Source organism: Streptomyces sp. NPDC104307, from assembly GCF_055584045.1.
The window spans coordinates 48006-70579 of record NZ_JBVJMU010000002.1 but is presented as its reverse complement, the minus strand read 5'-3'; the positions used below and the strand labels follow the sequence as shown (position 1 = coordinate 70579).

Annotated in this window: 19 protein-coding genes; 11 read left to right on the top strand and 8 right to left on the bottom strand. The window is 72.0% G+C overall.

Features of this window, described 5'->3' with window-relative positions; all coding sequences use genetic code 11:
* Positions 1–21: 21 nt before the first annotated feature.
* From ACZ601_RS07030 to ACZ601_RS07010, 5 genes are all read left to right on the top strand, one after another.
* The gene (locus ACZ601_RS07030; RefSeq protein WP_440574646.1) at positions 22–1002 is read left to right on the top strand and encodes a carbohydrate ABC transporter permease; all 981 of its coding nucleotides are present in this window, start codon (positions 22–24) and stop codon (positions 1000–1002) included.
* A gap of 77 nt (positions 1003–1079) precedes the next feature.
* The gene (locus ACZ601_RS07025) at positions 1080–1946 is read left to right on the top strand and encodes a carbohydrate ABC transporter permease (protein WP_440574663.1); all 867 of its coding nucleotides are present in this window, start codon (positions 1080–1082) and stop codon (positions 1944–1946) included.
* 87 nt (positions 1947–2033) lie between these two features.
* The gene (locus ACZ601_RS07020; protein ID WP_469534043.1) at positions 2034–3254 is read left to right on the top strand and encodes an ROK family protein; all 1221 of its coding nucleotides are present in this window, start codon (positions 2034–2036) and stop codon (positions 3252–3254) included.
* A 56-nt stretch (positions 3255–3310) separates the two neighbouring features.
* The gene (locus tag ACZ601_RS07015) at positions 3311–4216 is read left to right on the top strand and encodes a Gfo/Idh/MocA family protein (RefSeq protein ID WP_469534040.1); all 906 of its coding nucleotides are present in this window, start codon (positions 3311–3313) and stop codon (positions 4214–4216) included.
* 49 nt (positions 4217–4265) lie between these two features.
* Positions 4266–5537, top strand: coding sequence for an MFS transporter (locus ACZ601_RS07010; RefSeq protein ID WP_469534037.1), 1272 nt, complete (start codon positions 4266–4268; stop codon positions 5535–5537).
* Positions 5538–5551: 14 nt separating this feature from the next.
* On the opposite strand, the gene ACZ601_RS07005 is transcribed toward ACZ601_RS07010, so the two are convergent.
* The 3 genes from ACZ601_RS07005 to ACZ601_RS06995 all read right to left on the bottom strand — a co-directional run bounded on the left by ACZ601_RS07005 (position 5552) and on the right by ACZ601_RS06995 (position 9321).
* Complete coding sequence (locus ACZ601_RS07005) at positions 5552–6349, bottom strand: VOC family protein (RefSeq protein ID WP_469534035.1); 798 nt, start codon at positions 6347–6349, stop codon at positions 5552–5554.
* A gap of 64 nt (positions 6350–6413) precedes the next feature.
* Positions 6414–7856 carry a carboxyl transferase domain-containing protein gene (locus tag ACZ601_RS07000; protein WP_469534032.1) on the bottom strand — a complete coding sequence of 481 codons (1443 nt, stop codon included), beginning with the start codon at positions 7854–7856 and terminating at the stop codon, positions 6414–6416.
* On the bottom strand, positions 7849–9321 hold the full coding sequence (locus ACZ601_RS06995) for an acyl-CoA synthetase (protein ID WP_469534029.1): 1473 nt from the start codon (positions 9319–9321) through the stop codon (positions 7849–7851). The genes ACZ601_RS07000 and ACZ601_RS06995 overlap by 8 nt, the downstream gene beginning before the upstream one ends.
* Before the next feature lie 310 nt (positions 9322–9631).
* Here ACZ601_RS06995 and ACZ601_RS06990 point away from each other — a divergent pair, with 310 nt between their 5' ends.
* Together ACZ601_RS06990 and ACZ601_RS06985 are read left to right on the top strand one after the other, a co-directional pair.
* Complete coding sequence (locus ACZ601_RS06990) at positions 9632–12094, top strand: PQQ-dependent sugar dehydrogenase (protein WP_469534026.1); 2463 nt, start codon at positions 9632–9634, stop codon at positions 12092–12094.
* Between the two features lie 6 nt (positions 12095–12100).
* The gene (locus tag ACZ601_RS06985) at positions 12101–14302 is read left to right on the top strand and encodes a glycoside hydrolase family 99 protein (RefSeq protein ID WP_469534024.1); all 2202 of its coding nucleotides are present in this window, start codon (positions 12101–12103) and stop codon (positions 14300–14302) included.
* A gap of 64 nt (positions 14303–14366) precedes the next feature.
* On the opposite strand, the gene ACZ601_RS06980 is transcribed toward ACZ601_RS06985, so the two are convergent.
* Positions 14367–15572, bottom strand: a complete 1206-nt coding sequence (locus ACZ601_RS06980; protein ID WP_469534021.1) for an MFS transporter — start codon at positions 15570–15572, stop codon at positions 14367–14369.
* 111 nt (positions 15573–15683) lie between these two features.
* Here ACZ601_RS06980 and ACZ601_RS06975 point away from each other — a divergent pair, with 111 nt between their 5' ends.
* Positions 15684–16115, top strand: coding sequence for an Lrp/AsnC family transcriptional regulator (locus ACZ601_RS06975; RefSeq protein ID WP_390092381.1), 432 nt, complete (start codon positions 15684–15686; stop codon positions 16113–16115).
* On the opposite strand, the gene ACZ601_RS06970 is transcribed toward ACZ601_RS06975, so the two are convergent.
* From ACZ601_RS06970 to ACZ601_RS06955, 4 genes are all read right to left on the bottom strand, one after another.
* Entirely contained in the window at positions 16093–17676 is a 1584-nt protein-coding gene (locus ACZ601_RS06970; RefSeq protein ID WP_469534018.1) for a GAF domain-containing sensor histidine kinase, read from the bottom strand. The two genes, ACZ601_RS06975 and ACZ601_RS06970, sit on opposite strands and share 23 nt — an antisense overlap.
* A 21-nt stretch (positions 17677–17697) precedes the next feature.
* Positions 17698–18735: a rod shape-determining protein gene (locus ACZ601_RS06965; protein WP_440574638.1), complete on the bottom strand. Its 1038-nt coding sequence runs from the start codon at positions 18733–18735 to the stop codon at positions 17698–17700.
* 147 nt (positions 18736–18882) lie between these two features.
* Entirely contained in the window at positions 18883–19473 is a 591-nt protein-coding gene (locus tag ACZ601_RS06960; protein ID WP_440574637.1) for a hypothetical protein, read from the bottom strand.
* Positions 19474–19509: 36 nt separating this feature from the next.
* Positions 19510–19944 (bottom strand): MarR family winged helix-turn-helix transcriptional regulator, encoded by a 435-nt coding sequence (locus ACZ601_RS06955; RefSeq protein ID WP_440574636.1) that lies wholly within the window; start codon positions 19942–19944, stop codon positions 19510–19512.
* 158 nt (positions 19945–20102) lie between these two features.
* On the opposite strand from ACZ601_RS06955, the gene ACZ601_RS06950 reads away from it, so the two are divergent.
* The 3 genes from ACZ601_RS06950 (at position 20103) to ACZ601_RS06940 (ending at position 22567) form a co-directional block, all read left to right on the top strand.
* Positions 20103–21122 (top strand): NADP-dependent oxidoreductase, encoded by a 1020-nt coding sequence (locus ACZ601_RS06950; RefSeq protein WP_440574635.1) that lies wholly within the window; start codon positions 20103–20105, stop codon positions 21120–21122.
* Positions 21123–21211: 89 nt separating this feature from the next.
* Positions 21212–21640, top strand: coding sequence for an organic hydroperoxide resistance protein (locus tag ACZ601_RS06945; RefSeq protein WP_123526140.1), 429 nt, complete (start codon positions 21212–21214; stop codon positions 21638–21640).
* A gap of 99 nt (positions 21641–21739) precedes the next feature.
* Complete coding sequence (locus tag ACZ601_RS06940) at positions 21740–22567, top strand: EI24 domain-containing protein (RefSeq protein ID WP_469534012.1); 828 nt, start codon at positions 21740–21742, stop codon at positions 22565–22567.
* The last annotated feature ends 7 nt before the right edge of the window (positions 22568–22574 follow it).

Here is a 22574-nt window from a genome sequence, read left to right as displayed (position 1 = left end):
GTCACCGAGGTAACCGATCCCATGAGCACAATCCAGAGCGGCGCGACGAAGCGCCGCAGCCGGCCACAGACCGCCAGCAGGCGGGAGAACCGCGCGGGCCTCGCCTTCGTGACCCCCACCTTCCTGGTCGTCCTGGTCGTGGTGATCCTGCCGATCCTGTGGACCGTCCTGCTCGCCTTCCAGAACGCCAAGCTCGTCGACATCCAGGAGAACGGCCTCTTCGGCCGCTGGACCCTGGACAACTTCGAGCAGGTCTTCGGCTCGCCCGGATTCTGGAGCAGCCTCGGCACCACGCTGCTCTACACGATCGGCGCCACCGCGGGCTCCGTGATCCTCGGGCTGATCGCCGCCCTCGCCCTGCGCAAGCCCTTCCGGGGCCGGGGCGTCCTGCGGGCCGCGATGCTCCTGCCGTACGTCGCGCCCGTCGTGGCGGTCTCCTTCGTCTGGGAGGTCGCGCTCAGCCCGCAGTACGGGATCGTCAACGAATGGGGCCAGAAGCTCTTCGGCTGGGACGACCCGATCGCCTTCCTGTCCACCCGCTCCTACGAAGTCGGCCTGTTCGGGGTCCACTTCGACATCCCGCTGGCGCTGCTGACCGTCATCGCCTTCGAGACCTGGCGCTACTTCCCGTTCGCGTTCCTCTTCATGCTGGCCCGTCTCCAGGCCGTCCCCGGCAGCCTCGAAGAGGCCGCGGAGGTCGACGGAGCGACCCTCTCCCAGCGCTTCCGGCACATCCTGCTGCCGCAGATGATGCCCGTCATCGCCCTGCTGTCCGTCCTGCGCTTCATCATGACGTTCAACAAGTTCGACGACATCTACCTGCTCACCGGCGGCGGATCGGGCACGGACGTCGTCGCCGTCCGCGTCTACGACTTCCTCACCTCGCGCTTCGACGTCGGAGCGGCGTCGGCGCAGGCCCTGGTGCTCGCCGTCGTCCTGATGGCGCTGCTGGGCATCTACTTCAAGTTCTTCGGCAAGAAGGTTCAGGAGGAGTCGGCATGACCCCCGCACCGTCCGCGACCCGTGAGCGGACGACCGAGCCCGCCCGGACCGCTCCGCCCGCGCGGCCCCGCCGGACCATGAGCCGCGCCCAGTTCGAGGAACGGCTCTTCGGAACCCTCCGCTGGGTCGTGATCGCCTTCCTCGCGGCGATCACGATCGTGCCCTTCTACTACATGCTGATGCTGTCGGTGAAGCCCATCGACGCCCTCCTCCTGGACCCCGGCAACCTCTGGGTCTCCGCGAAGGACTTCACCCTCGCCACCTACGAGAGCGTCCTCAAGCCGACCTCCGAGGGCGGTCAGGGCTTCCTCGGCATGCTGCTCAACTCGGCGCTCGTCGCCGTGGCGACGGTCCTGCTCACGCTCGCCGCAGCGGTGCCCGGCGCCTACGCCGTCAGCCGGCTGAAGTTCTTCGGCAACCGGCACGTCAGCGCGCTCTTCCTGGCCGTCTACCTCTTCCCGGCCACCCTGCTGGCGGTGCCACTCTTCGTGATGTTCGCGAAGATGGGCCTCTCCGGCAGCCTGGTGGGACTGGCCATCGTCTACATCGCCCAGACCGTGCCCGTCTCGATCTACATGCTGAAGAACTACTTCGTCACCATCCCGTTCAGCATCGAGGAAGCCGCCGCGATCGACGGCGCCTCCCGCCTCCAGACCGTCCGCAGGATCATCCTGCCGCTCGCGCTGCCGACCCTCATGGCCACCGGGCTCTACGTCTTCATGATCGCCTGGAACGAATTCCTCTTCGCGCTGCTCTTCCTGGCGGCCGATCCGGACAAGTGGACCGTCTCCCTGGGACTCCAGCAGCTGGCCAACGGCATCGAGGTGTCCAAGACCGTACTCATGGCCGGGTCTGTGGTCCTCACCATCCCCGTGGTACTGCTGTTCTTCGCCGCCGAGCGGCTTCTCACCGAAGGGCTGACCAGCGGCGCCGACAAGGGCTGAACACAGGTCAGGGACGGTACGGGGGCGGCGCGGAGGCGGCACAACGGGCCTCGGGCACGGAACGAGAACAGGACGAGGGCGGCGGGGATGACAGGAAATCAGGCGAGCGCGGGGCATCTGCTACGGCTCATCCGCAGCGGCGCGGCCACCACACGCGGCGAGTTGCAGCAGGCCACCGGGCTTTCGAGGTCGACCGTCGGCAACCGCCTCGACCAGCTCTTCGGAGCCGGCTGGCTGCGCGGCGCGACCGGCACGTCCACCGGCGGACGCCCCTCCGCCCGGCTGGAGTTCGACCCCACCCACGCCGTGGTCCTCGTCGCCGACCTCGAAACCCGGCACGGCCGCGCCGCCGTCCTGGACCTGTCCGGCACGGTGCTGGCCGAGCACACCGGTGAACTGGTCATCGCCGACGGCCCCGAGCCGGTACTGGACCGGCTCGCCCGCTGGTTCGGCCCGCTCCTGGACCGGGCGGGCACCACACCGGACCGGGTCTGCGGGATCGGCCTGTCCGTGCCGGGCCCCGTCGACTGGGAGTCCGCCCGGATCGTGCAGCCCCCGATCATGCCCGGCTGGGACGGCTTCCCGGTACGTGAGCGACTGCGGGACGCCTTCGCGGAGCACGTCGGGACGCCCCTCGACAGCGGCCCGCTCCCCGTGTTCGTCGACAACGACGCCAACCTGATGGCGCTGGCCGAGCAGCGCGAGAACCACCCCGACTGCTCGGCCTTCGTACTGATCAAGGCCTCCACCGGAATCGGCGCCGGAGTGGTCGTGGGCGGCGAGGTGTACCGGGGGATCGACGGAGGGGCCGGCGACATCGGCCACATCCGGCTCCACGACCGCCCCGACGCCCTGTGCATGTGCGGCTCCTACGGCTGTCTGGCGGCCGTCGCCAGCGGACGGGCCATCGCGGAACAGCTCACCGCAGCCGGGGTGCCCACCGCGTCCGGCTCCGACGTGCGCGAACACCTCGCGGCGGGACACCCGGACGCGGTCCGGCTCGCCCGCGAGGCAGGACAGCGCATCGGAGAGGTACTCGTCACGGTCGTCACTCTCCTCAACCCCGGAGTCCTGATGCTCGGCGGCGACCTGGCGGGAACACCCTTCCTCACCGGCGTACGCGAACTCCTCTACCAGCGGGCCCTGCCCCGCACCACCGCCCACCTCCAGGTCACCACCTCCACCCTCGGTGACCGGGCCGCCCTGCTCGGGGCGGCCGTCATGGTCGTCGACCATCTCTACGCGCCCGACCGGGCCGACGCCCGGCTCGCCGCACTCGCACTCGCCCGCAGCACCGGGACCGGCTGAGCCGTACCCGTACCCGCACCCGTACCGGCCCCCGCCCCCATCCACGGAGAAGCACCATGTCCCACGTCGTTGCCCCTGTCCCGGACGGCCTGTCCCATCCGCCGGTCCGCGTCGGGCTGGTCGGCGCCGGCCCCTGGGCCCGTGCCATGCACGCCCGGATGCTGGCCGCAGGGCCCGAGACGGCTCTGACCGGGGTCTGGGCCCGACGCCCGGAAGCGGCCGCCGAGCTCGCGCGGGCCCACGGGGCACGGGCCGCCGGTTCGTTCGAGGAACTCCTCGACCACTGCGAGGCGGTCGCCTTCGCCGTGCCGCCCGCCGTCCAGGCGGGGCTGGCCGTACAGGCGGCCGCCGCCGGCCGGGCACTGCTGATGGAGAAGCCGCTGGGCGCCGACCTCGCGGCGGCCCGTGCCGTCGCGGACGCCGTCGCCGAACACGGCGTCGTCTCACAGCTCGTCCTCACCAAGCGCTACCACCCGGCCACCCGGGCCTTCCTGGCCGAGGCGGCCACCCGTGAGGTTTTCGGAGCCCGGTCCTGCTATCTGCACGGTGCCTTCCTCGGCGGCGAGTTCGCGACGGGCTGGCGACTGGAGCACGGTGCGCTGCTCGACCTCGGACCCCATCTGCTGGATCTGCTGGACAGCGCCGTCGCACCGATCGTCTCGGTACGCGGCACCGGCGACCCGCGCCGCTGGACCGAGCTGACCTGCGAGCACGAGAACGGGGCGGTCAGCCAGGCGTCCCTCTCGGGCAGCGTCAGCCTCCCGCGCGCCCGGACCCGCATCGAACTCTTCGGCCCCGGCGAAGAACTCGTCTACGACACGGCGGACCTCGACCACGAGGAGTGCTGGCCGGTGCTCCGGCGCGAGTTCGCCGACGCCGTCCGGACCGGGACCGGGACCGGCATCGACGCGGCCCGGGGCCTGCGTCTTCAGGAACTGCTCGACCAGGCGGGAAAGGCCTGATCAGCCGGGCCCCCGGACCGGCTCACCCGCCGACTGGCTACCATCCGCTGTGACCGAAACGACCGAACCCGATGTACCCCGCACCCGAATACTCGCCGACCTGACCCCGCTGCGGACCTCCCCCGACTACCGGCGGCTCTGGTTCGGGAACACGGTCTCCTGGGTCGGGCAGGGCATGACGGCACTCGCCGTCTCGCTCCAGGTGTACGACCTCACCGGGTCGGCGTTCTCCGTCGGACTGATCGGGTTCTGCTCGTTCGTCCCGCTGGTCGTCTTCGGACTGTACGGCGGGGCCATCGCGGACACCGTGGACCGGCGCAAGCTGGGACTGGTCAGCGCCTTCGGCTCGTTCGCGCTCTCCGTCGCCCTGGTGGCGATCACCGTCGCCGGAGTGGAGCAGGTGGGCCTGCTGTACGGGGTCGTCGCGCTCCAGGCCGTCTGCTTCGCGCTCAACTCCCCGGCCCGCAGCTCGATGATCGCCCGTCTCCTGCCGGCCGAACAGCTGCCCGCCGCCAACGCGCTGAACTCCATGACCAGCACCACGGGCGGGCTCGTCGGGCCGATGCTCGGCGGGCTCATCGTCGGCTGGTGGGGCTACCGGGCCGCGTACGGCGTCGACGCCGTCACCTTCACCGCCTCGCTCTACGCGATGTGGCGGCTGCCCGCCATGCTGCCGGACCGGGGCGAGGGCGCCGCCGGGGCCGCGAAGCGGGCCTCCGTCATGGACGGGCTGCGGTTCCTGGGGACCCGGCCCAACCTCCGGATGACCTTCTTCACCGACATGTGCGCCATGGTGCTGGCCAACCCCCGCGCACTCTTCCCCGTCGTCGCCGTCCTCTGGTACGGGGGCGACGCGAAGACCACCGGACTGCTGGTCGCGGCCCCGGCCCTGGGCGCGCTGCTGGGCGGGGTGTTCTCCGGCTGGCTGGGGCGGATCCGGCGCCACGGGCTCGCCGTGCTCTTCGCGGTCGCGAGCTGGGGCACCGCCGTGGCGGTGTTCGGGCTGACCCGGCAGCTCTGGCTCGGGCTCGTCTTCCTGGCGCTCGCGGGGGCTGCCGACACCACCTCGATGGTATTCCGCAACACGATGCTCCAGGCCGCGGTGCCGGACGAGATGCGCGGGCGGCTCCAGGGCGTGTTCATCGTCGTCGTCGCGGGCGGCCCCCGGCTCGGGGACTTCCTGGCCGGATCGGTCGCCGACCTCGCCTCGCCCACCGCGGCCGTCACCGGGGGCGGGATCGTGTGCGTGGCCGCCGTGCTGCTGCTGGCCCTGCGGTGGCCCCGGTTCGCGCGCTACGACGCACACGCCCCCGAGGCGTAAGAGGGACAACGGGGTCAGGCGACATCCTTGAGCGTCGGCAGCTCGCCGCCCGTCGTCGTCCCGTCGATCAGCGAGAACGGCGCGCCCTGCGGGTCGGTCAGCGCCGCGAACCGGCCGAACGGGATGGTGAGCGGGCCGAACCGGAGCTGCGCCCCGAGCGCCTTGGCCTTCTCCACGGCCGCGTCGCAGTCCGCGACGGTGAAGTACACGTTCATGTACGGCGGCACCTCCGGCGGGAAGTCCTCCGTCATCTTCATCCGGCCGAGCACCGGGTCCGCGCCCAGGTCGTACAGCGCGAAGTCGACCGCGTCGTCCTCCATGCGCTTGAGCCCGTACCCGAACACGGCGCGGAAGAAGGGGTCCGCCTTCTCCGGTTCCCGGGTGAAGACCTCGGCCCAGCTGTAGGCGCCGGGCACGTTGCGCGCGCCGAACCCCTCGTGGCTGCCGGACTGCCACACGCCGAACGCCGTCCCGCCCGGGTCGCGGGCCAGCACCATCGTGCCGAACTCCCCGACCCGCATGGGCTCCACCAGCAGCTCGCCGTTGTTCTCGCGGATCTTCGCAGCGGTGGCCGCCGCGTCCGGCGAGGCGAGGTAGAGCGTCCAGGCGGCCGGTACCTCCTGGCCGGGGAGGGGAGGCATCAGGGCGGCGACCGCCTGCCCGTCCACGTACGCCTGGGTGTAGTTGCCGTACTCGGACAGCGAGTCGCCGTAGGTCCAGCCCAGCAGCTCACCGTAGAAGCGCTTCGCACCCTCGATGTCACCGAACGTCGCGTCGGCCCAGCACGGAGTGCCCTCTGATTCTGCGGCCATGACCTGGCCTCTCTCTTCACTCGAAGACGTATCCCGATGCAGCTCTGTGGATCTGTCCCCCTTATTACGCTATCGACCTGTTGCCTCCTCTGCGCGCCGAGCCGGGCCCTACGACCGAGCGGGCCACGCCCAGGTCCACCAAGTCCTGCGGGCGCAGCCGCAACTGGTCCGCCGTGGCGTGCGCCTGGTCCGGGGAGCGCTTCAGGATCGCCGCCGCGAGCTCGGGGGCGATGACCGAGAAGTAGCTGTCGGCGGTGACATGGGTACGGCCCGGAGCGGCCAGGGCCAGCGCGCCGCCCGAACCGCCCTCACCGATCACCAGGGTCGTGACGGGGACCCGGGCGGCCGCGATCGCCGCGAACGCGTCCGCGATGGCCGCGCCCGCACCGGCCCGTTCCGCCTCCGCGTCGTTGGCGGCGCCCGGGGTGTCGACCAGGGTGAGGACCGGGACGCCGAGCCGGTCGGCCAGCCTGATCACCCGGGCCGCCGTGCGGTAGCCGGCCGGGCGGGTCGGGGTGCCGCACTGGGCGACGTACGCGATGGGCCGCCCCTCGCGCAGCCCGAAGCCGCAGAGCAGCCCGGGGTCGGTGCCCCCGCAGCGGTCGCCGTGGAGCGGGAGCCGCATCCCGAAGTAGGCGTCCAGATACGCCTCGGCGCGCGGCCGCGCCGCAGACCTGGCCCGGAGCACCGCGTCCCAGCCGGTCCGGGGCAGCCCGCTCGCGGAGAGGGCCTCCGGGACGGGGGCGGGTGCGGGTGCGGGGTGGGCGGCCTCCGCCCCCGCCGTAGCCGGGTGAGCCGGGTGAGTCGCCCCCGCCCCCGCCGTAACCCCCGCCCCCCGGTACGCCAGCGCCCCCAGCCAGTGGCCCACCGTCGCGGCCAGCTCCTCCGGCGGCACGATCGCGTCGATCTGGCCGGCCGCCAACTGTCCCTCCGCTGTATACGCCGCCGGGTCCGCGCCGGGCGGCCGTACCCGGGAGCCGGCGAAGCCGACCTGGGCCCCGGGCAGCGCCAGGATCACATCGGCGCCCGCGCCGAGGGTCGCCCAGCCGCCGCCGGTCGTCGGGTCGCGCAGGACCGCGAGCTGCGCCGGGCCGGCCGCGCGCAGCCGGGCGGAGGCGGCGGCCACCCGGTGCAGCTGGGTGAGCGCGATCATGCCCTCCTGCATCCGGCTGCCGCCCGTGGCGATCAGCGAGACGAGCGGGAGGCGCCGGGCCACGGCCTCCTCGTACGCGGCCTCCAGCCGGTCCCCGGTGCGCTGACCGAGCGAGCCGCCGAGGAACCCGAACTCGAACGAGACCAGCACGCAGCGGTGGCCCCCGACGGTGGCGAGGCCGTGCACCACGGACTCCCGCTCGCCGGTACGGGCGGTGGCCCGTGCCCGGGAGTCCGCGTATCCCGTCCAGCCGAGGGGGCCGTCGGCCGAGGTGTCCTCGCGCGGCGCGGTGGACTCGGTGAAGTCGGCGGTGACGGCGGCGATCGCGGCGCGGGCCGAGAGCCGGTCAGCCATGGAGCGACCGCTTCATGATCTTGCCCAGGTCGTTGCGCGGCAGCGCGTCCAGGTAGCGGACGGTGCGCGGCCGCTTGTGAGGGGAGAGCTGCGCCGCGACATGGGCGGCGAGTTCGTCGGCCGGGGGCGGGGAGTCGGGGTCCGCCGGCACCACCCAGGCGACGATCCGCTCGCCCAGGTCCGGGTCGGGTTCTCCGGTGACGGCGGCCTCGCGGACGCCCGGGTGGTCCAGCAGGGCGTTCTCGATCTCGCCCGCGCCGATCTTGTAGCCGCCGCTCTTGATCAGGTCGGTGGCCTTGCGGCCGACGATCCGTACGTAACCGTCGGGGTCGAGGGTGGCCATGTCCCCGGTGCGGAACCAGCCGTCGGCGGTGAGCGCGGCGGCCGTTGCCTCGGGGCGGTTGAGGTAGCCGGTGAACAGGTTCGGGCCGCGCACCTGGATCTCACCGATGGACGCGGGGTCCGCGAGCGCGCTGCCGTCCTCCTCGACCAGGCGGAGTTCGACGCCGCGCAGCGGGGCGCCGACGGTGCCGGGGCGGGCTTCGCCGTCGGCCCGTACGCCCGTGTTCATGAGCGTCTCCGTCATGCCGTACCGCTCGATGACCCGGCGGCCGGTCGCCGCCGCGATCCGCTCGTGGTCGTGGACCGGCAGCGCCGCGGAGCCGGAGACCAGCAGCCGGGCGCCCGCGAGGGCCTTCGCGAGCCCGCCGGACGCGGCCGGCCCGTCAAGCGCTTCCGCGATGCGGTGGTACATCGTCGGCACGCCGAACAGCATCGTGCCGCCCGACTCCAGCTCCCGGGCCACGCCCTCGGTGGAGAACCGGCCGAGATGGCGGACCGAGCCGCCCCGCCGCAGCGGGCCCAGGACGCCGAGGATCAGTCCGTGCACGTGGAACAGCGGCAGCGCGTGGACGAGGACGTCGTCGCCGGTCCACTGCCAGGCGTCCTCCAGCGCGTCCAGGGTGGCGGCGACGGCCCGGCGCGGCAGGACCGCGCCCTTGGGCGGCCCTGTGGTGCCGGAGGTGTACACGATCAGGGCGGGGGACTCGGGGGAGGGCTCGGGGAACCCGGTGGAGCGCGTCCGCGGTGCGGCGGCCGTGTCCACGTCCACCCGGACCAGCGCGGCCAGGGCGGGAGGCAGTACGTCACCGGCCGCCGCCAGCACCGTCGTGGGCGCGCTGTCGGAGACGATGTGGGCCAGCTCCCGCTCGCCCGTCTTCGGGTTGAGCGGCACGGCGGGCACGCCGGCCCGTAGCGCGGCGACCACCGCGACCACGGTCTCCGGGGTCGCGGTGGCCCAGACGGCTACCCGCCCGGCCTCCGCGATCCGGGTGGCGAGCGAGTCCGCCGCGGCGGCCAACTGTGCGTAGCCGATGGACTGTTCGCCGAACCTGAGAGCTTCGCGGTCGGCTTCACCGGCGGCCGGCGAACCGGCGGGGTCCTGGAGTGCAGGCAAGAGTGGCATCACCCTGCGAACCCTAGAGAAGCGAAGCGCTTCCGTCCTCGGAATGTGATCCGGAATCCGTGCCGGATGGCTGTACGGGGCATCCGGCGGGGATTTGGATACGACCTTGACAAATTAATTTTGCGTTGCCAGCATGCAAAAAGTTCACTCCGGCAGGGCACCTCGGCGCGGCGCAAAGTAAGAACGCTGAGTAAGAACGCGAAGTAAGAACCTGGCCGCATCGCCGCCCCTCCGGCAGCACACGCACGTCGCAAAGCGCGACACAGCGCCTTGCCTGACAACCCCACGCACCGTCAGGAAGGAAGCGTTCATGCCTCTGTCCCCACCCCTGTGGTCCAGGGCCCTCACGGCCCTCACCCTGGTGGCCGCCGGCTCTCTCGCCGCCGGTACCGCCGTGGCCGCACCCGTCACACCCACCGCGCAGCACATCCGGGCCGATATACCGGCCGCCGACTACCAGCAGGTCCAACTGGCCCTGGGCCCGGACGAGCTGGGCGAGGCGATGTCCCTCGCCGTCCTCCCGGACAAGTCCGTCGTCCACACCGCCCGGGACGGCACGGTCCGGCTGACCGACGCCGCCGGGACGACGAAGACGGCCGCCAAGCTGAATGTCTACACGCATGACGAGGAGGGGTTGCAGGGCGTCGCGGCCGACCCGGACTTCGCCACCAACCGCTACCTCTACCTCTATTACTCACCCGTACTGGACACCCCGGCCGGCGACGCCCCGGTGACCGGGACCGCCGCCGACTTCGAGGCGTGGAAAGGTCACCTGAACCTCTCCCGGTTCACGATGAAGGCCGACGGCACCCTCGACACCGCGAGCGAGAAGGTCCTGCTCGAAGTCGGCAACGACCGGGGCCAGTGCTGCCACGTCGGCGGTGACATCGACTTCGACGCCGCCGGGAACCTCTACCTGACCACCGGCGACGACACCAACCCCTTCGAGTCGGCCGGATACGCGCCGATCGACGAACGCACCGAGCGCAACCCGCAGTTCGACGCCCAGCGCTCCTCCGGCAACACCAACGACCTGCGCGGCAAGCTGCTGCGGATCAAGCCGACCGCCGACGGCGGCTACACCGTCCCGGCCGGCAACCTCTTCGCCCCCGGCACGGAGAAGACCCGGCCGGAGATCTACGCGATGGGCTTCCGCAACCCGTTCCGGATGTCCGTCGACAAGCAGACCGGCACCGTCTACGTGGGCGACTACGGCCCCGACGCCGGGACCACCGACGCCAACCGGGGCCCCGGCGGCCAGGTCGAGTTCGACCGCGTCACCGGGCCCGGCAACTTCGGCTGGCCGTACTGCACGGGCACCAACACCACCTCTGAGGCGTACAACGAGTACACCTTCCCCGACGGCCCGTCCGGTGCGAAGTACGACTGCGCGGGCGGCCCGGCCAACAACTCCTTCCGCAACACCGGCCAGCCGAAGCTGCCCTCCGTGAAGTCCGCCTGGATCAAGTACGGCGGTGACTCGGGCACCCCGCCCGAGTTCGGCGGCGGCTCCGAATCGCCGATGGCCGGACCGGTCTACCACTACGACGCGGACCTCGACTCGGGCGTGAAGTTCCCCGAGTCCCTGGACGGCCGCTTCTTCGCCACCGAGTACGGCCGCAAGTGGATCAAGCCGATCGAGGTGAAGGCCGACGGATCACCCGGAACCATCGACTCCTTCCCGTGGACCGGGACCCAGGTGATGGACTCCGCGTTCGGCCCGGACGGCGCGCTGTACGTCCTGGACTACGGCACCGGCTCCGGCAACCAGGCGCTGTACCGCGTCGAGTACCTGGCGGGCAGCAACCGCTCCCCGGTCGCCAAGGCCGCCGCGGACCGCACCTCCGGACCCACCCCGCTCGACGTCGCCTTCTCGGCGGACGGCAGCGCGGACCCCGAGGGCGGGGCGCTCAGCTACGCCTGGGACTTCGGTGACGGCGCCACCTCCACCGACGCCAACCCGAAGCACACCTACACCACCGCCGGTACCTTCAACCCGACCCTCACGGTCACCGACCCCGAGGGGCTCACCGGCACCGCCAGCCTCGTCGTGACGGCCGGCAACACCGCCCCCACGGTCACCCTGACCACCCCGGCCAACGGGGGGCTCTTCTCCTTCGGTGACTCCGTGCCTTTCACCGTCACGGTCACCGACCCGGAGGACGGCACCGTCGACTGCTCGAAGGTCAAGGTGACCTACCTCCTGGGCCACGACAGCCACCGCCACCAGATCACCTCGAAGAACGGCTGCACCGGCACCATCGACGTACCCGTCGACGGCGAGCACGACAGCGCCGCCAACATCTACGGGGTCTTCGACGCCGAGTACACCGACGCGGGCGGGCTCACCGGCCACGGTGCCAACATCCTCCAGCCCCGGCACCGGCAGGCCGAGCACTTCGCGGCCCAGTCCGGCATCGAGCCCGCCCAGCACGGATCGGCCGAGGGCGGCGCCACCGTCGGCTTCACCGACAACGGCGACTGGATCTCCTTCGAGCCGTACGCCCTGGCCAACGCCACCGGCATCTCGGCCCGGGTCTCCTCCGCCGGTCCCGGCGGCACCCTTGAGGTCCGCGCGGGTTCCCCCACCGGCACCCTGCTCTCGACCCTGACCGTCGCACCCACCGGAGACTGGGAGACCTTCACCGACGTCTCGGCGGACGTGAGCAACGCGCCCGCGGGCACCACCGAACTCTTCCTCGTCTTCAAGGGGCCCACGGGCCAGGGGAACCTGTTCGACCTGGACGCCTTCACCTTCGAGACGGGGGAGTGAGCGCACATGAGACGCCGACTCGCCCGGCGCGCACGCGATATCGCGTGCGCAGCCGCCCTGGCCCTGGGCGCCGCCGTCCTGGCCCCTGCCCCGGCGGGAGCCGCCCCTGCGGGAGCCGCCCCGGCCGCTGACCCGTACCACGTGCTGGTCTTCTCCAAGACCGCCGGATTCCGGCACGACTCCATCCCGGCCGGCATCACCGCGATCCAGGAACTGGGCGCGGCGGACGGCTTCGACGTCACCGCCACGGAGGACGCCGCCGCCTTCACCCCCGCGAACCTCGCCGGGTACGAGGCGGTGGTCTTCCTCTCCACCACCGGCGACGTACTGGACGACGCGCAGCAGGACGCGCTGTCCGCGTACGTGGACGGCGGCGGCGGATTCGTCGGTGTCCACGCGGCCGCCGACACCGAGTACGACTGGCCATCCTACGAGCACCTCGTCGGCGCCTGGTTCAAGAGCCACCCGGCGATCCAGGAGGCGAAGGTCGTCACCGAGGACCACGCCCACCCGGCGACCTCGCACCTGGACGACGAGTGGACCCGGACCGACGAGCTGTACAACTACCGCAGCAACCCGCGCGCCGACGTCCACGTGCTCCAGACCCTGGACGAAAGCAGCTACACCGGCGGCGAGATGGGCGACGACCACCCGATCACCTGGTGCCACCCGCAGCAGGAGGGACGGTCGTTCTACACCGGACTCGGCCACACCATCGAGTCGTACAGCGATCCGGACTTCCGTCAACTGCTGCTCGGCGGCATCCAGTACGCGGCCGGCACGGTGTCGGCCGACTGCGGATCCGGCACCACGGAGCCCGGTGGTGACGACCCCGTGGAGGCGGAGTCGTACACCTCCTCCTCCGGTGTGCAGAGCGCCGCGCACGCCGGGGCGGGCGGCGGGGCCACCCTCGGCTACATCGACAACGGCGACTGGACGGGCTACGCCTCCGTCGACACCGCCGGGGCCACCTCCTTCACCGCGAAGGTCTCCTCCGCCGGGGCGGGCGGCACCATCGAGGTGCACTCCGGCTCGGCCACCGGGCCGCTGCTCGGCTCGGTGGACGTCGCCCCGACCGGCGGCTGGGAGACCTTCACGGAGGTGACCGGCGCCCTGCCCGGAGCCGGTTCCGGCCCGCTGTTCCTCCGGTTCACCGGGGGAGCGGGCTCCCTCTTCGACATCGACAGCTTCACTCTGGCCAGGGAGCAGGACACCAAGGCCGCCGGCTCCTCCAACGTGCACCTCTTCTACTACCCGTGGTACGGCACCCCGGAGACCAACGGCAGCTGGCGCCACTGGGAGCAGGGCGGCCACACCCCGCCCGACGACATCGGCGCCGACCTCTACCCGAAGCTCGGCCCGTACGACTCCGGTGACGCCGCCGGGGCCGTCGAGCAGCACATGAAGTGGATCGAGCAGTCGGGCGCCGGAGTCATCGTCTACAGCTGGTGGGGACAGGGCGGCTACGAGGACAAGCTCGCCCCGGTCGTCCTGGAGGCCGCCGCCCGGCACGGCATCAAGGTCGCCTGGCACATCGAACCGTACGGCGACCGGACGGCGGCCTCCGTGGTCGACGACATCGCCTATCTGAACGACACGTACGGCGACAGCCCCGCCTACTACCGGGACGCCGAGCACGGCAACCGCCCGGCGTTCTACGTCTTCGAGAGCCTGAAGATCCAGGACTGGTCGGCCCTGGACGCGGTGAGCGACAGCGCCATCGTCCTCGCCCAGACCACCGACACCACCAAGGTCGCGCACTTCGGCGGGATCTACACCTACGACGGCATCGCCGGTGCCACCGCCCCCGGCTGGAAGCAGGCGGGGGAGTACGCGGCGGCCAACAACCTGGTCTGGGCGCCCTCGGTGGCCCCCGGCTACATCGACGACCGGGCCGTCCCCGGCAACACCACCCCCACCCTGGGACGCGAGGACGGCGCCTCCTACGACCTGGAGTGGAGCAACGCGCTCGACCCGGCCATCGGCGGATCGCCCTCCTGGGTCTCCGTCACCTCCTTCAACGAATGGCACGAGGGCAGCCCGATCGAACCCGCGTCGAGCACCCCGCCCGCCGGACACGGCTACCAGAGTTACGAAGGGGCGTACGGGAAGACCGGGGCCGCCGCGGAGACGGCCTACCTCGACCGGACGGCGTACTGGGCGGAGAAGTTCGAGCAGCGGCGCACGGCCGCTCGCACCGCCCGCTGAACGGTCCCACGACGAACGGCAGCGTCCCGGCGGGGACGCTGCCGTTCTTTTCGCGCGGGGGCCCTCAGGCGTCCCGCTTGATGGTCCGCATCCGCCCGTACGCGTACACACACCCGGCCAGCGCCAGATCGGACAGCAGCATGAAGCCGATCGAGTAGGAGCCCTTCGAGCTGTAGATCGCGCCCATCACCAGCGGCGGCACGAAGCCGCCGAGCCCGCCCATGGCGCCGACGATCCCGGTCACACTGCCCACCTTCGCCTGCGGGGTCACCTGCGAGACCAGGGCGAAGACGCTGCCGCTCGCGGTACCGAGACCGGCCGCCATGATCAGCAGCGCGATCGTGCCGCCGGGCATCAGCTTCGGGTCGAAGGCCTGGACGATCGCCATCAGGGCGGCCACCCCGAGCGCCGCCGAGGAGACCAGCGCCGGGTGCATCCGGTCCGAGAGCCAGCCGCCGATCGGCCGGAAGATGACCGTGACCAGGGCGAACCCGGCCGCCTTCGTACCGGCGTCGGTCGGCGAGAGGTCGTACCAGGTCTTCAGGTACGTCGGCAGGTAGACGCCGAACGCCACGATGCCGCCGAAGCCGATCGCGTACAGCGCCGACAGCTCCCAGGTGACCCGCAGCCGCCCCGCCGCACCCAGCCGGTGGGCCAGCGTGTCGGTCGGCACCTGCCGGCCCGGCCGGTCGTTGACCAGCACCGCCGCCAGCGCCGCGTACACCACGAGCGCCCCGGCGACCACCAGGAACGGCAGGTTGTCGCCGTGCTTGGCGATCCTCGGGGTGAAGTACCCGGACAGCGCCACACCGCCCATGCCCATGCCGAACACACCGAGGGCCAGGCCCCGTTCCGCAGGCGGGAACCACGAGTTGACCAGCGGGATGCCGATCGCGAACGTGGTGCCGCCCAGCCCCAGCAGGAAACCCACGGCCAGCATCGCGCCGTAGGAGTCCTTCGCCGGGATCAGCAGCAGCACCGGCACGATGGTGAGCGCCGAGACCATCGGGAACATCAGCCGCGCACCGAACTTGTCGGTGAGCGCGCCCACCGGAATCCGCCCCAGTGAGCCGACCAGCACCGGCACGGCGACCAGCAGCGACTGCTGGAACGAACTCAGCCCGAGCCGCTCCTTGTACGCGTCGGACATGGGCGCGATCAGGTTCCAGGCCCAGAAGGTGAGCGCGAAGCCGATCGTGGCCATCACGAGGTTGCGGTAGGCGGCGCCGGAGGCGGCCGGAGCGGGTGACTGCTTGACGGCTGTTTCCACACAGTCAGTCAAGGTCGGAAAGGGGCCCCGGGCCCGTCGGCGTGCTCCATCCGGGGGCCGGGAAGAGCCGCCCGAAAGTCGCAGATGTCCGAAAGCTGGGACAATCGCGGTATGGACCGTCTGGACAGGGAAATCCTCGGCGTACTCCAAGAGGACGCGCGGATCTCGTACCGCGACCTGGGGGAACGGGTCGGGCTCAGCGCCAACGCGGCGGCCGACCGGGTGCGGCGGCTGCGCCGGGACGGTGTCATCCGCGGCTTCACCGTGATCATCGACCCCGCCGCCGACACCAGGACCGGCCTGGTCGTCTTCATCGACGTGACCCTGCGGGTGGACACCACCAACGAGGTCTTCGAGCGGGCCGTGCTGACCCTGCCCGGCATCACAGAGGTGGTGCACGTGACGGGCGGGCACGACTACCTGGTACGCGCCATCGCAGCCGACACCGCGGCGCTCGACGCACTGCTGCGCAGGCTGCGGCGGGAGGCGGGCGTCGCCCACTCCAACACCAGGGTCGCGCTCAGAGGGGCGCCTGCCAGCTGACGGCCGGCGGCCGCGTGCCGTCCTCCTCCCGCCCGTCGTCCCGGACCGTCAGCCGGACGGCGGCCCGGCCGTCCGGCAGTACCGCCGTCGCGTCGACCACCACCTCGATCTCCGAGACCCCGGCCCTGCGGTGCGCGGCCGCCAGCGCCCCTCGCAGCGCGGCCAGCAGCTGCCCGCCCACCGGCTCCCGCACCAGGGCGTCCACCGCCCCGGTGAACTGCACCGACGGCGGGAAGCCCAGCACCGCGGCGGCCCCCCGGGTCTCCCGCAGCACCTGGCCCCTGAAGGTGGTGGGGGCCTGGGCGGGCGGCTGCTGGAGGGCGAAGATGGTCGTCCTGACCTCCTGGATCGTGGAGTCCAGTTCGTCCACCGCCCTGCCGAGCAGCTCGTCGGTCTGCCCGGTGGCGGCCCGGCGCCGGGTCGACTCCAGCATCATCTCGGTGGCGAACAGCCGCTGGACGACGAGATCGTGCAGATCGCGGGCGATCCGGTCCCGGTCCTCGTACACCGCCAGCTGCTCCCGGTCGTGCTGGGCGTCCGCCAGGACCAGCGCGAGGGCGGCCTGCGAGGCGAACTGCGAGGCCAGCAGCCGGTCCACGGCCGTGTACGGGCGGCCGCCGCGCCGCCGGGGCAGGGCGAGGGTGCCGATGAGCCGGCCGCCGCTCTGCAACGGCAGCATCATGCTGGGTCCGAACCGGGACCGCACATGGGTGGTCATCCGGGGATCGGTCGCGGAGTCCTCCAGGAAGACCGGCTCACCGCCCAGCAGCTGCACCAGGACGGGGGAGCCGGGTTCGATGGCGGTGCCCACCAGTCCGGCCGGATCGTCGAGCGTGGACGCGACGACGATCTCCATCCCGCCCTCCCCGTCCGGCTGGAGGATCACCCCGGCCGCCGCGTCGCTGAGGATCCTGGCCCGCTCCGCCACGGTCATCAGGGCGTCGGCGGCGTTCTCCCCGGTCAGCAGGGTGGTGGTGACCGCGGCCGCGCCCTCGATCCAGCGTTCCCGCTGCCGGACCGTCTCGTAGAGCCGGGCGTTGCCGATCGCGATCCCGGCCTGCGAGGCGAGGACGCGAAGGAGCGCCGCGTCGGTCTCGGTGAAGTGCGCGGTGCTCTTCTCGGTGAGGTAGATGTTCCCGAAGACCTCGTCGTGGACCAGGATCGGGGCGCCGAGGAACGAGTGCATCGGGGGGTGGCCGGGGGGCTGTCCGGTGGAGCGCGGATCGGCCGTGACGTCGTCGGAGCGCAGCGGGCCCGGCTCCTCGATGAGCGCCCCGAGCATCCCCGTGTGGCCGTCCGGGAAGTCCCCGACGGCCTCCCGTTCCTCGTCGGTCAGCCCGCAGACGAACAGTTCGCGGATGGTGCCGCGCTCGGCGTCCAGCACGCCCAGCGCGCCGTAGCGGGCCCCGGTGAGGGCGGTGGCGGTGTCGATGATCTGCTGGAGGGTGGCCCGCAGCCCGAGATCGGTGCCGACGCTCAGCACCGCCTCCAGGAGCATCGGCAGCCGGGGCGCCTGCGGGACTTCACCGCGGTGTGCCGCGTCACGTGGTTCGTCGGTCATCCGCCGTACGACCCGGGGTGCTCAGCAGGAGAGCGGGTCGAGGACCATCGGGCGGATCTTGCCGTCCAGCATGGCGCCGAGCCCCAGGACCGAGCAGACGTCGGGCCGCTCGGCGATCTGTACCGGCATCCCGGTCGCGTCGCGCAGCATCTGGTCGAGGCCGGGGAGCAGCGCGCTGCCGCCGACCATCATGATCCCGCAGTCCGCGAGGTCGGCCACCAGATCGGGCGGGCAGTCCCGCAGCACCTTGCCCAGTCCGTCCAGGACCGAGGTCAGCGGGCGGTGGATCGCCTGCCGCAGGGCGGCGGTGTCGACCTTTACGGAGCGGGCCAGGCCGGTGGCCACGTCCCGGCCGTGGATCTCGGTCACGGCGGGCCCCTGCGAGGTCAGGCCGTTGCCGCTGAGCGCCAGTTGCAGGGGGCGTACGGACTGGCTCGGCAGCATCAGCTCGTGGTACTGGCGCAGGTGCTGGATGACCGCGTGGTCGATCGCGTCGCCGCCGATCGGGATGCGTACGGCGGTGACGATCGAGCCGAGCGAGAGCACCGCGATCTGGGTGGTCGCGGCCCCGCACACCATGATCATGGTGGCGGTCGGCTGCTCGACCGGCAGCCCGCAGCCCACGGCCGCCGCGATCAGCGTGTCGACCAGTTCCACCCGGCGGGCGCCGAGGCCGACCATGGTCTCGACGGCGGCCCGCTGGGCGAGCGGATCGCTGTCGTGCGGGGTGCAGGCGGCGGCGCGCAGCCTGGGCTTGCGGCGCAGCTGGCGGCGGAGCTTGTCGCCCAGCAGCTGGCGCAGCATCCGCTGGGCCATCTCGATGTCCACGACGGTTCCGCCGGAGACCGGACGGACCACCCGGATGTACTGGGGGGTGCGGCCCGTCATCTGCTCGGCGAGCGCGCCGACGGCGATGAGCGACCCGGTACGGGTGTTCACGGCGGCGGCGCTCGGCTCGTCGACGACGAGCCCGAGCCCCTTGACGTACACCCGGGTCCGGGCGGCCCCGAGGTCGACGGCGACATGGCAACGGCGCAACTGATCGAGGCTGACGGTCACGGCGGGTCTCCCGAGAGCGCTGATGGGGGTACCGACGGGCAGCCGGCTGTCCTCGTATCGTGCGCCGCCGGGAGGCGTTGTGCGCGCTGGGATGCGCCGTAGGGGGTACGGAGCTGACGGCTCGTCGGCCGGGGCCCGCCGGCTGCGTCAGCGCGGCAGCAGCCGCTGGAACAGCCCCCAGGTGAACTCCGCGACATACGGTGCGCCGGGGACCGGGGAGTCCGTCGGCGCGGTCGCCGGAGCGGTGATCGCGAGCGCCCAGCGGGTCGGCGCGCTGCCCTCCATCGGGCGGGCCGGTGCGAAGGCCCGCGCCACCTCGTCCACGGTGCACGACCAGGGGCGCAGGTCCGCCACCGAGCGCAGGGCGGGGGCGGCCGCGCCGGGTGCCCGCACCAGCCACTCGTTCCACACCGCCCCGCCGGGCCCGGCCATCACCTCGAACCGCAGCTCCGGCCAGAGCGGCACCGGCCACAGCAGCGCGTCGCACTCCAGGTCGCCGACCGTGCGGCGCACCGAGCTCTCGGGCTCACCGAGCACGGAACGGTAGCGCCGCAGCGCCCCCCGCCCCCGTGGCGCCCGCACCATGGCCTGCCAGCGCCGGTTGGCCTCACGCATCTCCGCGAGCGTGGCGCTCAGCTCGTGCCGGGCGTCCTCGACCAGGTCCGGCTGGTGATCGGCCATCCGGCGCAGCAGGACGAGCTGGAACTCTCGGGGGCCGAAGGGCGTGGCAGCGGTCATGGGGGCAACGCTTCCACACGGGGCCCGGGGCGGTGCTCAGCCCGTCGGTTCCATGCCCAGCATCCGGCGCAGCAGGTCCCGCAGCACCGCGCGGTCCGTGTCGGAGAGGCCGGCCAGCGGCTCGCGGGCGAAGTCGAGCGATTCGCGCAGCTGCCGCGCCGTCCGGGCGCCCTGCTCGGTGGGCGCGGCCAGCTTCACCCGCCGGTCGGCCGGATCGGGGCGGCGCTCCACCAGGCCGCGCGCCTCCAGCCGGTCCACAATGCCGGTGACGTTGGACGGCTCGCACTTCAGCTTCCGCGCGATCCTGCGCATCGGCATCGGCTCCAGGGAGAGCAGCCCGAGGACCCGGGCCTGCGCGCCGGTGAGGCTGTGCGCGGCCGCGGCCTGCTCGTACTCCTCGTAGTAGCGCGCCACGACGGTGCCGATGAGCTCGACGACTTCGAGGGTCAGTGGGTCTGTACGAGTGGCCATGAGGCTGAGGATAGCCGGTTACTTGACAACATGAAATATCCAGGAGCATGGTGTTTCACATGATGAAGCTTTTCCGCCCCGGCGGAACCGCTTCCCGCACCTCACAGCACCACCCAGATCCCCCGATCCCCCCGAGACACTGAGGAGACACCGAGCCCATGTCTGCAGCTCTTCCCACGTCCAGCCGTGAATGGCACCTCGTAGCCCGTCCGCACGGCTGGCCGAAGGCCGAGGATTTCGCGCTGCGTGAGGCACCGGTCACCGCTCCCGCCGAGGGCCGGATCCTCGTCCGCAACCTGCACTTCTCGGTCGACCCGTACATGCGCGGCCGGATGAACGACGTGAAGTCCTACACCCCGCCGTTCAAGCTGGACCACCCCATGGACGGCGGCGCGGTCGGCGAGGTCGTCGCCTCCAACGCCGACGGGTTCGCGGTCGGCGACCACGTCCTGCACGGCCTCGGCTGGCGCGAGTACGCCGACGTCCCGGCCAAGCACGCCGTGAAGGTCGACGCCTCCCTCGCCCCGCTCTCCGCCTACCTCGGCGTGCTCGGCATGCCCGGGCTCACCGCCTACGCGGGCCTCTTCGAGGTCGCCTCCTTCAAGGAGGGCGACGCGGTCTTCGTCTCCGGCGCGGCCGGTGCGGTCGGCAGCCAGGTCGGCCAGCTGGCGAAGCTCAAGGGCGCCTCGCGGGTCATCGGCTCCGCCGGCTCCGACGAGAAGGTCAAGCTGCTGGTCGAGGAGTACGGCTTTGACGCCGCGTTCAACTACAAGGACGGGCCCGTCGCGGAGCAGCTGCGCGAGGCCGCCCCCGACGGCATCGACGTCTACTTCGACAACGTCGGCGGCGAGCACCTCGAAGCCGCGATCTCCTCGCTCAACGTGCACGGCCGTGCGACCATCTGCGGCATGATCGCGCAGTACAACGCGACCGAGCCCACCCCGGCCCCGCGCAACCTCGCGCTCGTCATCGGCAAGCGGCTGCGCCTCCAGGGCATGCTCGTCGGTGACCACGCCGGCCTCCAGGGGCAGTTCGTCCAGGAGGTGGCCGGCTGGCTGGCCTCCGGCGAGCTCAAGTACCGCGAGACGGCCGTCGAGGGAATCGAGAACGGCTTCGAGGCCTTCCTCGGTCTGCTCCGCGGCGAGAACACCGGAAAGATGATCGTTTCCCTCGGCTGACACCGCCGCAGGGGCACCCGTTAGGCTCATCCCAGGCCGTCGCGATCGTGGGCGCGAGTCGCGGCGCATCAGCAGGAGGATTCACAGCTATGACCATTCAGGACATCGCCGTCGCGTACACCGCCGTCGCCACCGCGGAGAACGGCCGTGACGGCCGGGTCTCCTCGGACGACGGCAAGCTCGACGTGGTCGTCAACCCGCCGAAGGAGATGGGCGGAAGCGGCGCGGGCACCAACCCGGAGCAGCTCTTCGCGGCCGGCTACAGCGCCTGCTTCCAGGGCGCGCTGGGCGTCGTGGCCCGGCAGGAGAAGGCCGACATCTCCGGCTCCACGGTGACCGCCTCGGTCTCCATCGGCAAGACCGAGGCCGGTGGCTTCGGCCTGGAGGTCGCGATCTCCGCGACCATCCCGAACGTCGACACCGCGACCGCGCAGGCGCTCATCGAGAAGGCCCACCAGGTGTGCCCGTACTCGAACGCGACGCGCGGCAACATCAAGGTCGAGCTGTCGGTCGCCTGACCGCAGCCGCACTGGACAGGCCGAGGGCCGCATCCCACCCGGGGTGCGGCCCTCGGCCCGTCCAGCGGGGGCCGTACGGCTCCCCGCTACGCTGACGCCATGCGTGATCCAGGGGCGGGTTTCAGTTATTTGATCAACGGTCAACGCTGGGTCGTCCGGCACGGCCGGTGGCTCGGCATAGGCCTGATCCCCGGTCTCATCACCCTGGTGGTGTACGCGGGCGCGCTCGTCGCCCTCGCCTACGGGGCCGACGACCTGGCGGACTGGGCCACCCCGTTCGCCGACGACTGGTCCTCGCCCTGGCTGGGGCTGCTGCGCAACACCCTGACCGTGCTGGTCTTCGCGTTCGGCCTGTTCCTGGCGGTGATCACCTTCACCGCCGTGACGCTGCTGGTCGGGCAGCCCTTCTACGAGGCGCTGTCCGAGGAGGTCGACCGGGCCGAGGGCGGCGAGGCGCCCGAGTCGGGGCTGCCGCTGTGGCGGGAACTGTGGATCTCCGCCCGCGACAGCGTGCGCATCCTGGTGCGGGTCGCGCTGTACGGGGTGTTGCTCTTCGCCTTCGGATTCGTCCCGGTCGCCGGGCAGACCGTCGTTCCGCTGATCGGCTTCTGCGTGACCGGCTACTTCCTGGCCGAGGAACTCACCGCCGTCGCGCTCCAGCGGCGCGGCCTGGTGCTGAAGGACCGGCTGGTCCTGCTGCGCGGCCGCAAGCTGCTGATCCTCGGCTTCGGCGTACCGCTGGGCCTCGCCTTCCTGGTCCCGTTCGTCGCCGTCTTCCTGATGCCGGGGGCCGTCGCCGGTGCGACCCTGCTGGCGCGCGAACTGGTGGGGGACGACGCCGAGTCCGACGACGACGGGCCGGACGGCGACGGGTCGGACGGCGAGGGAACACCGGCGTTCTCCCCGCCGAGCGCCCTCGGGGACTGAACGCCGG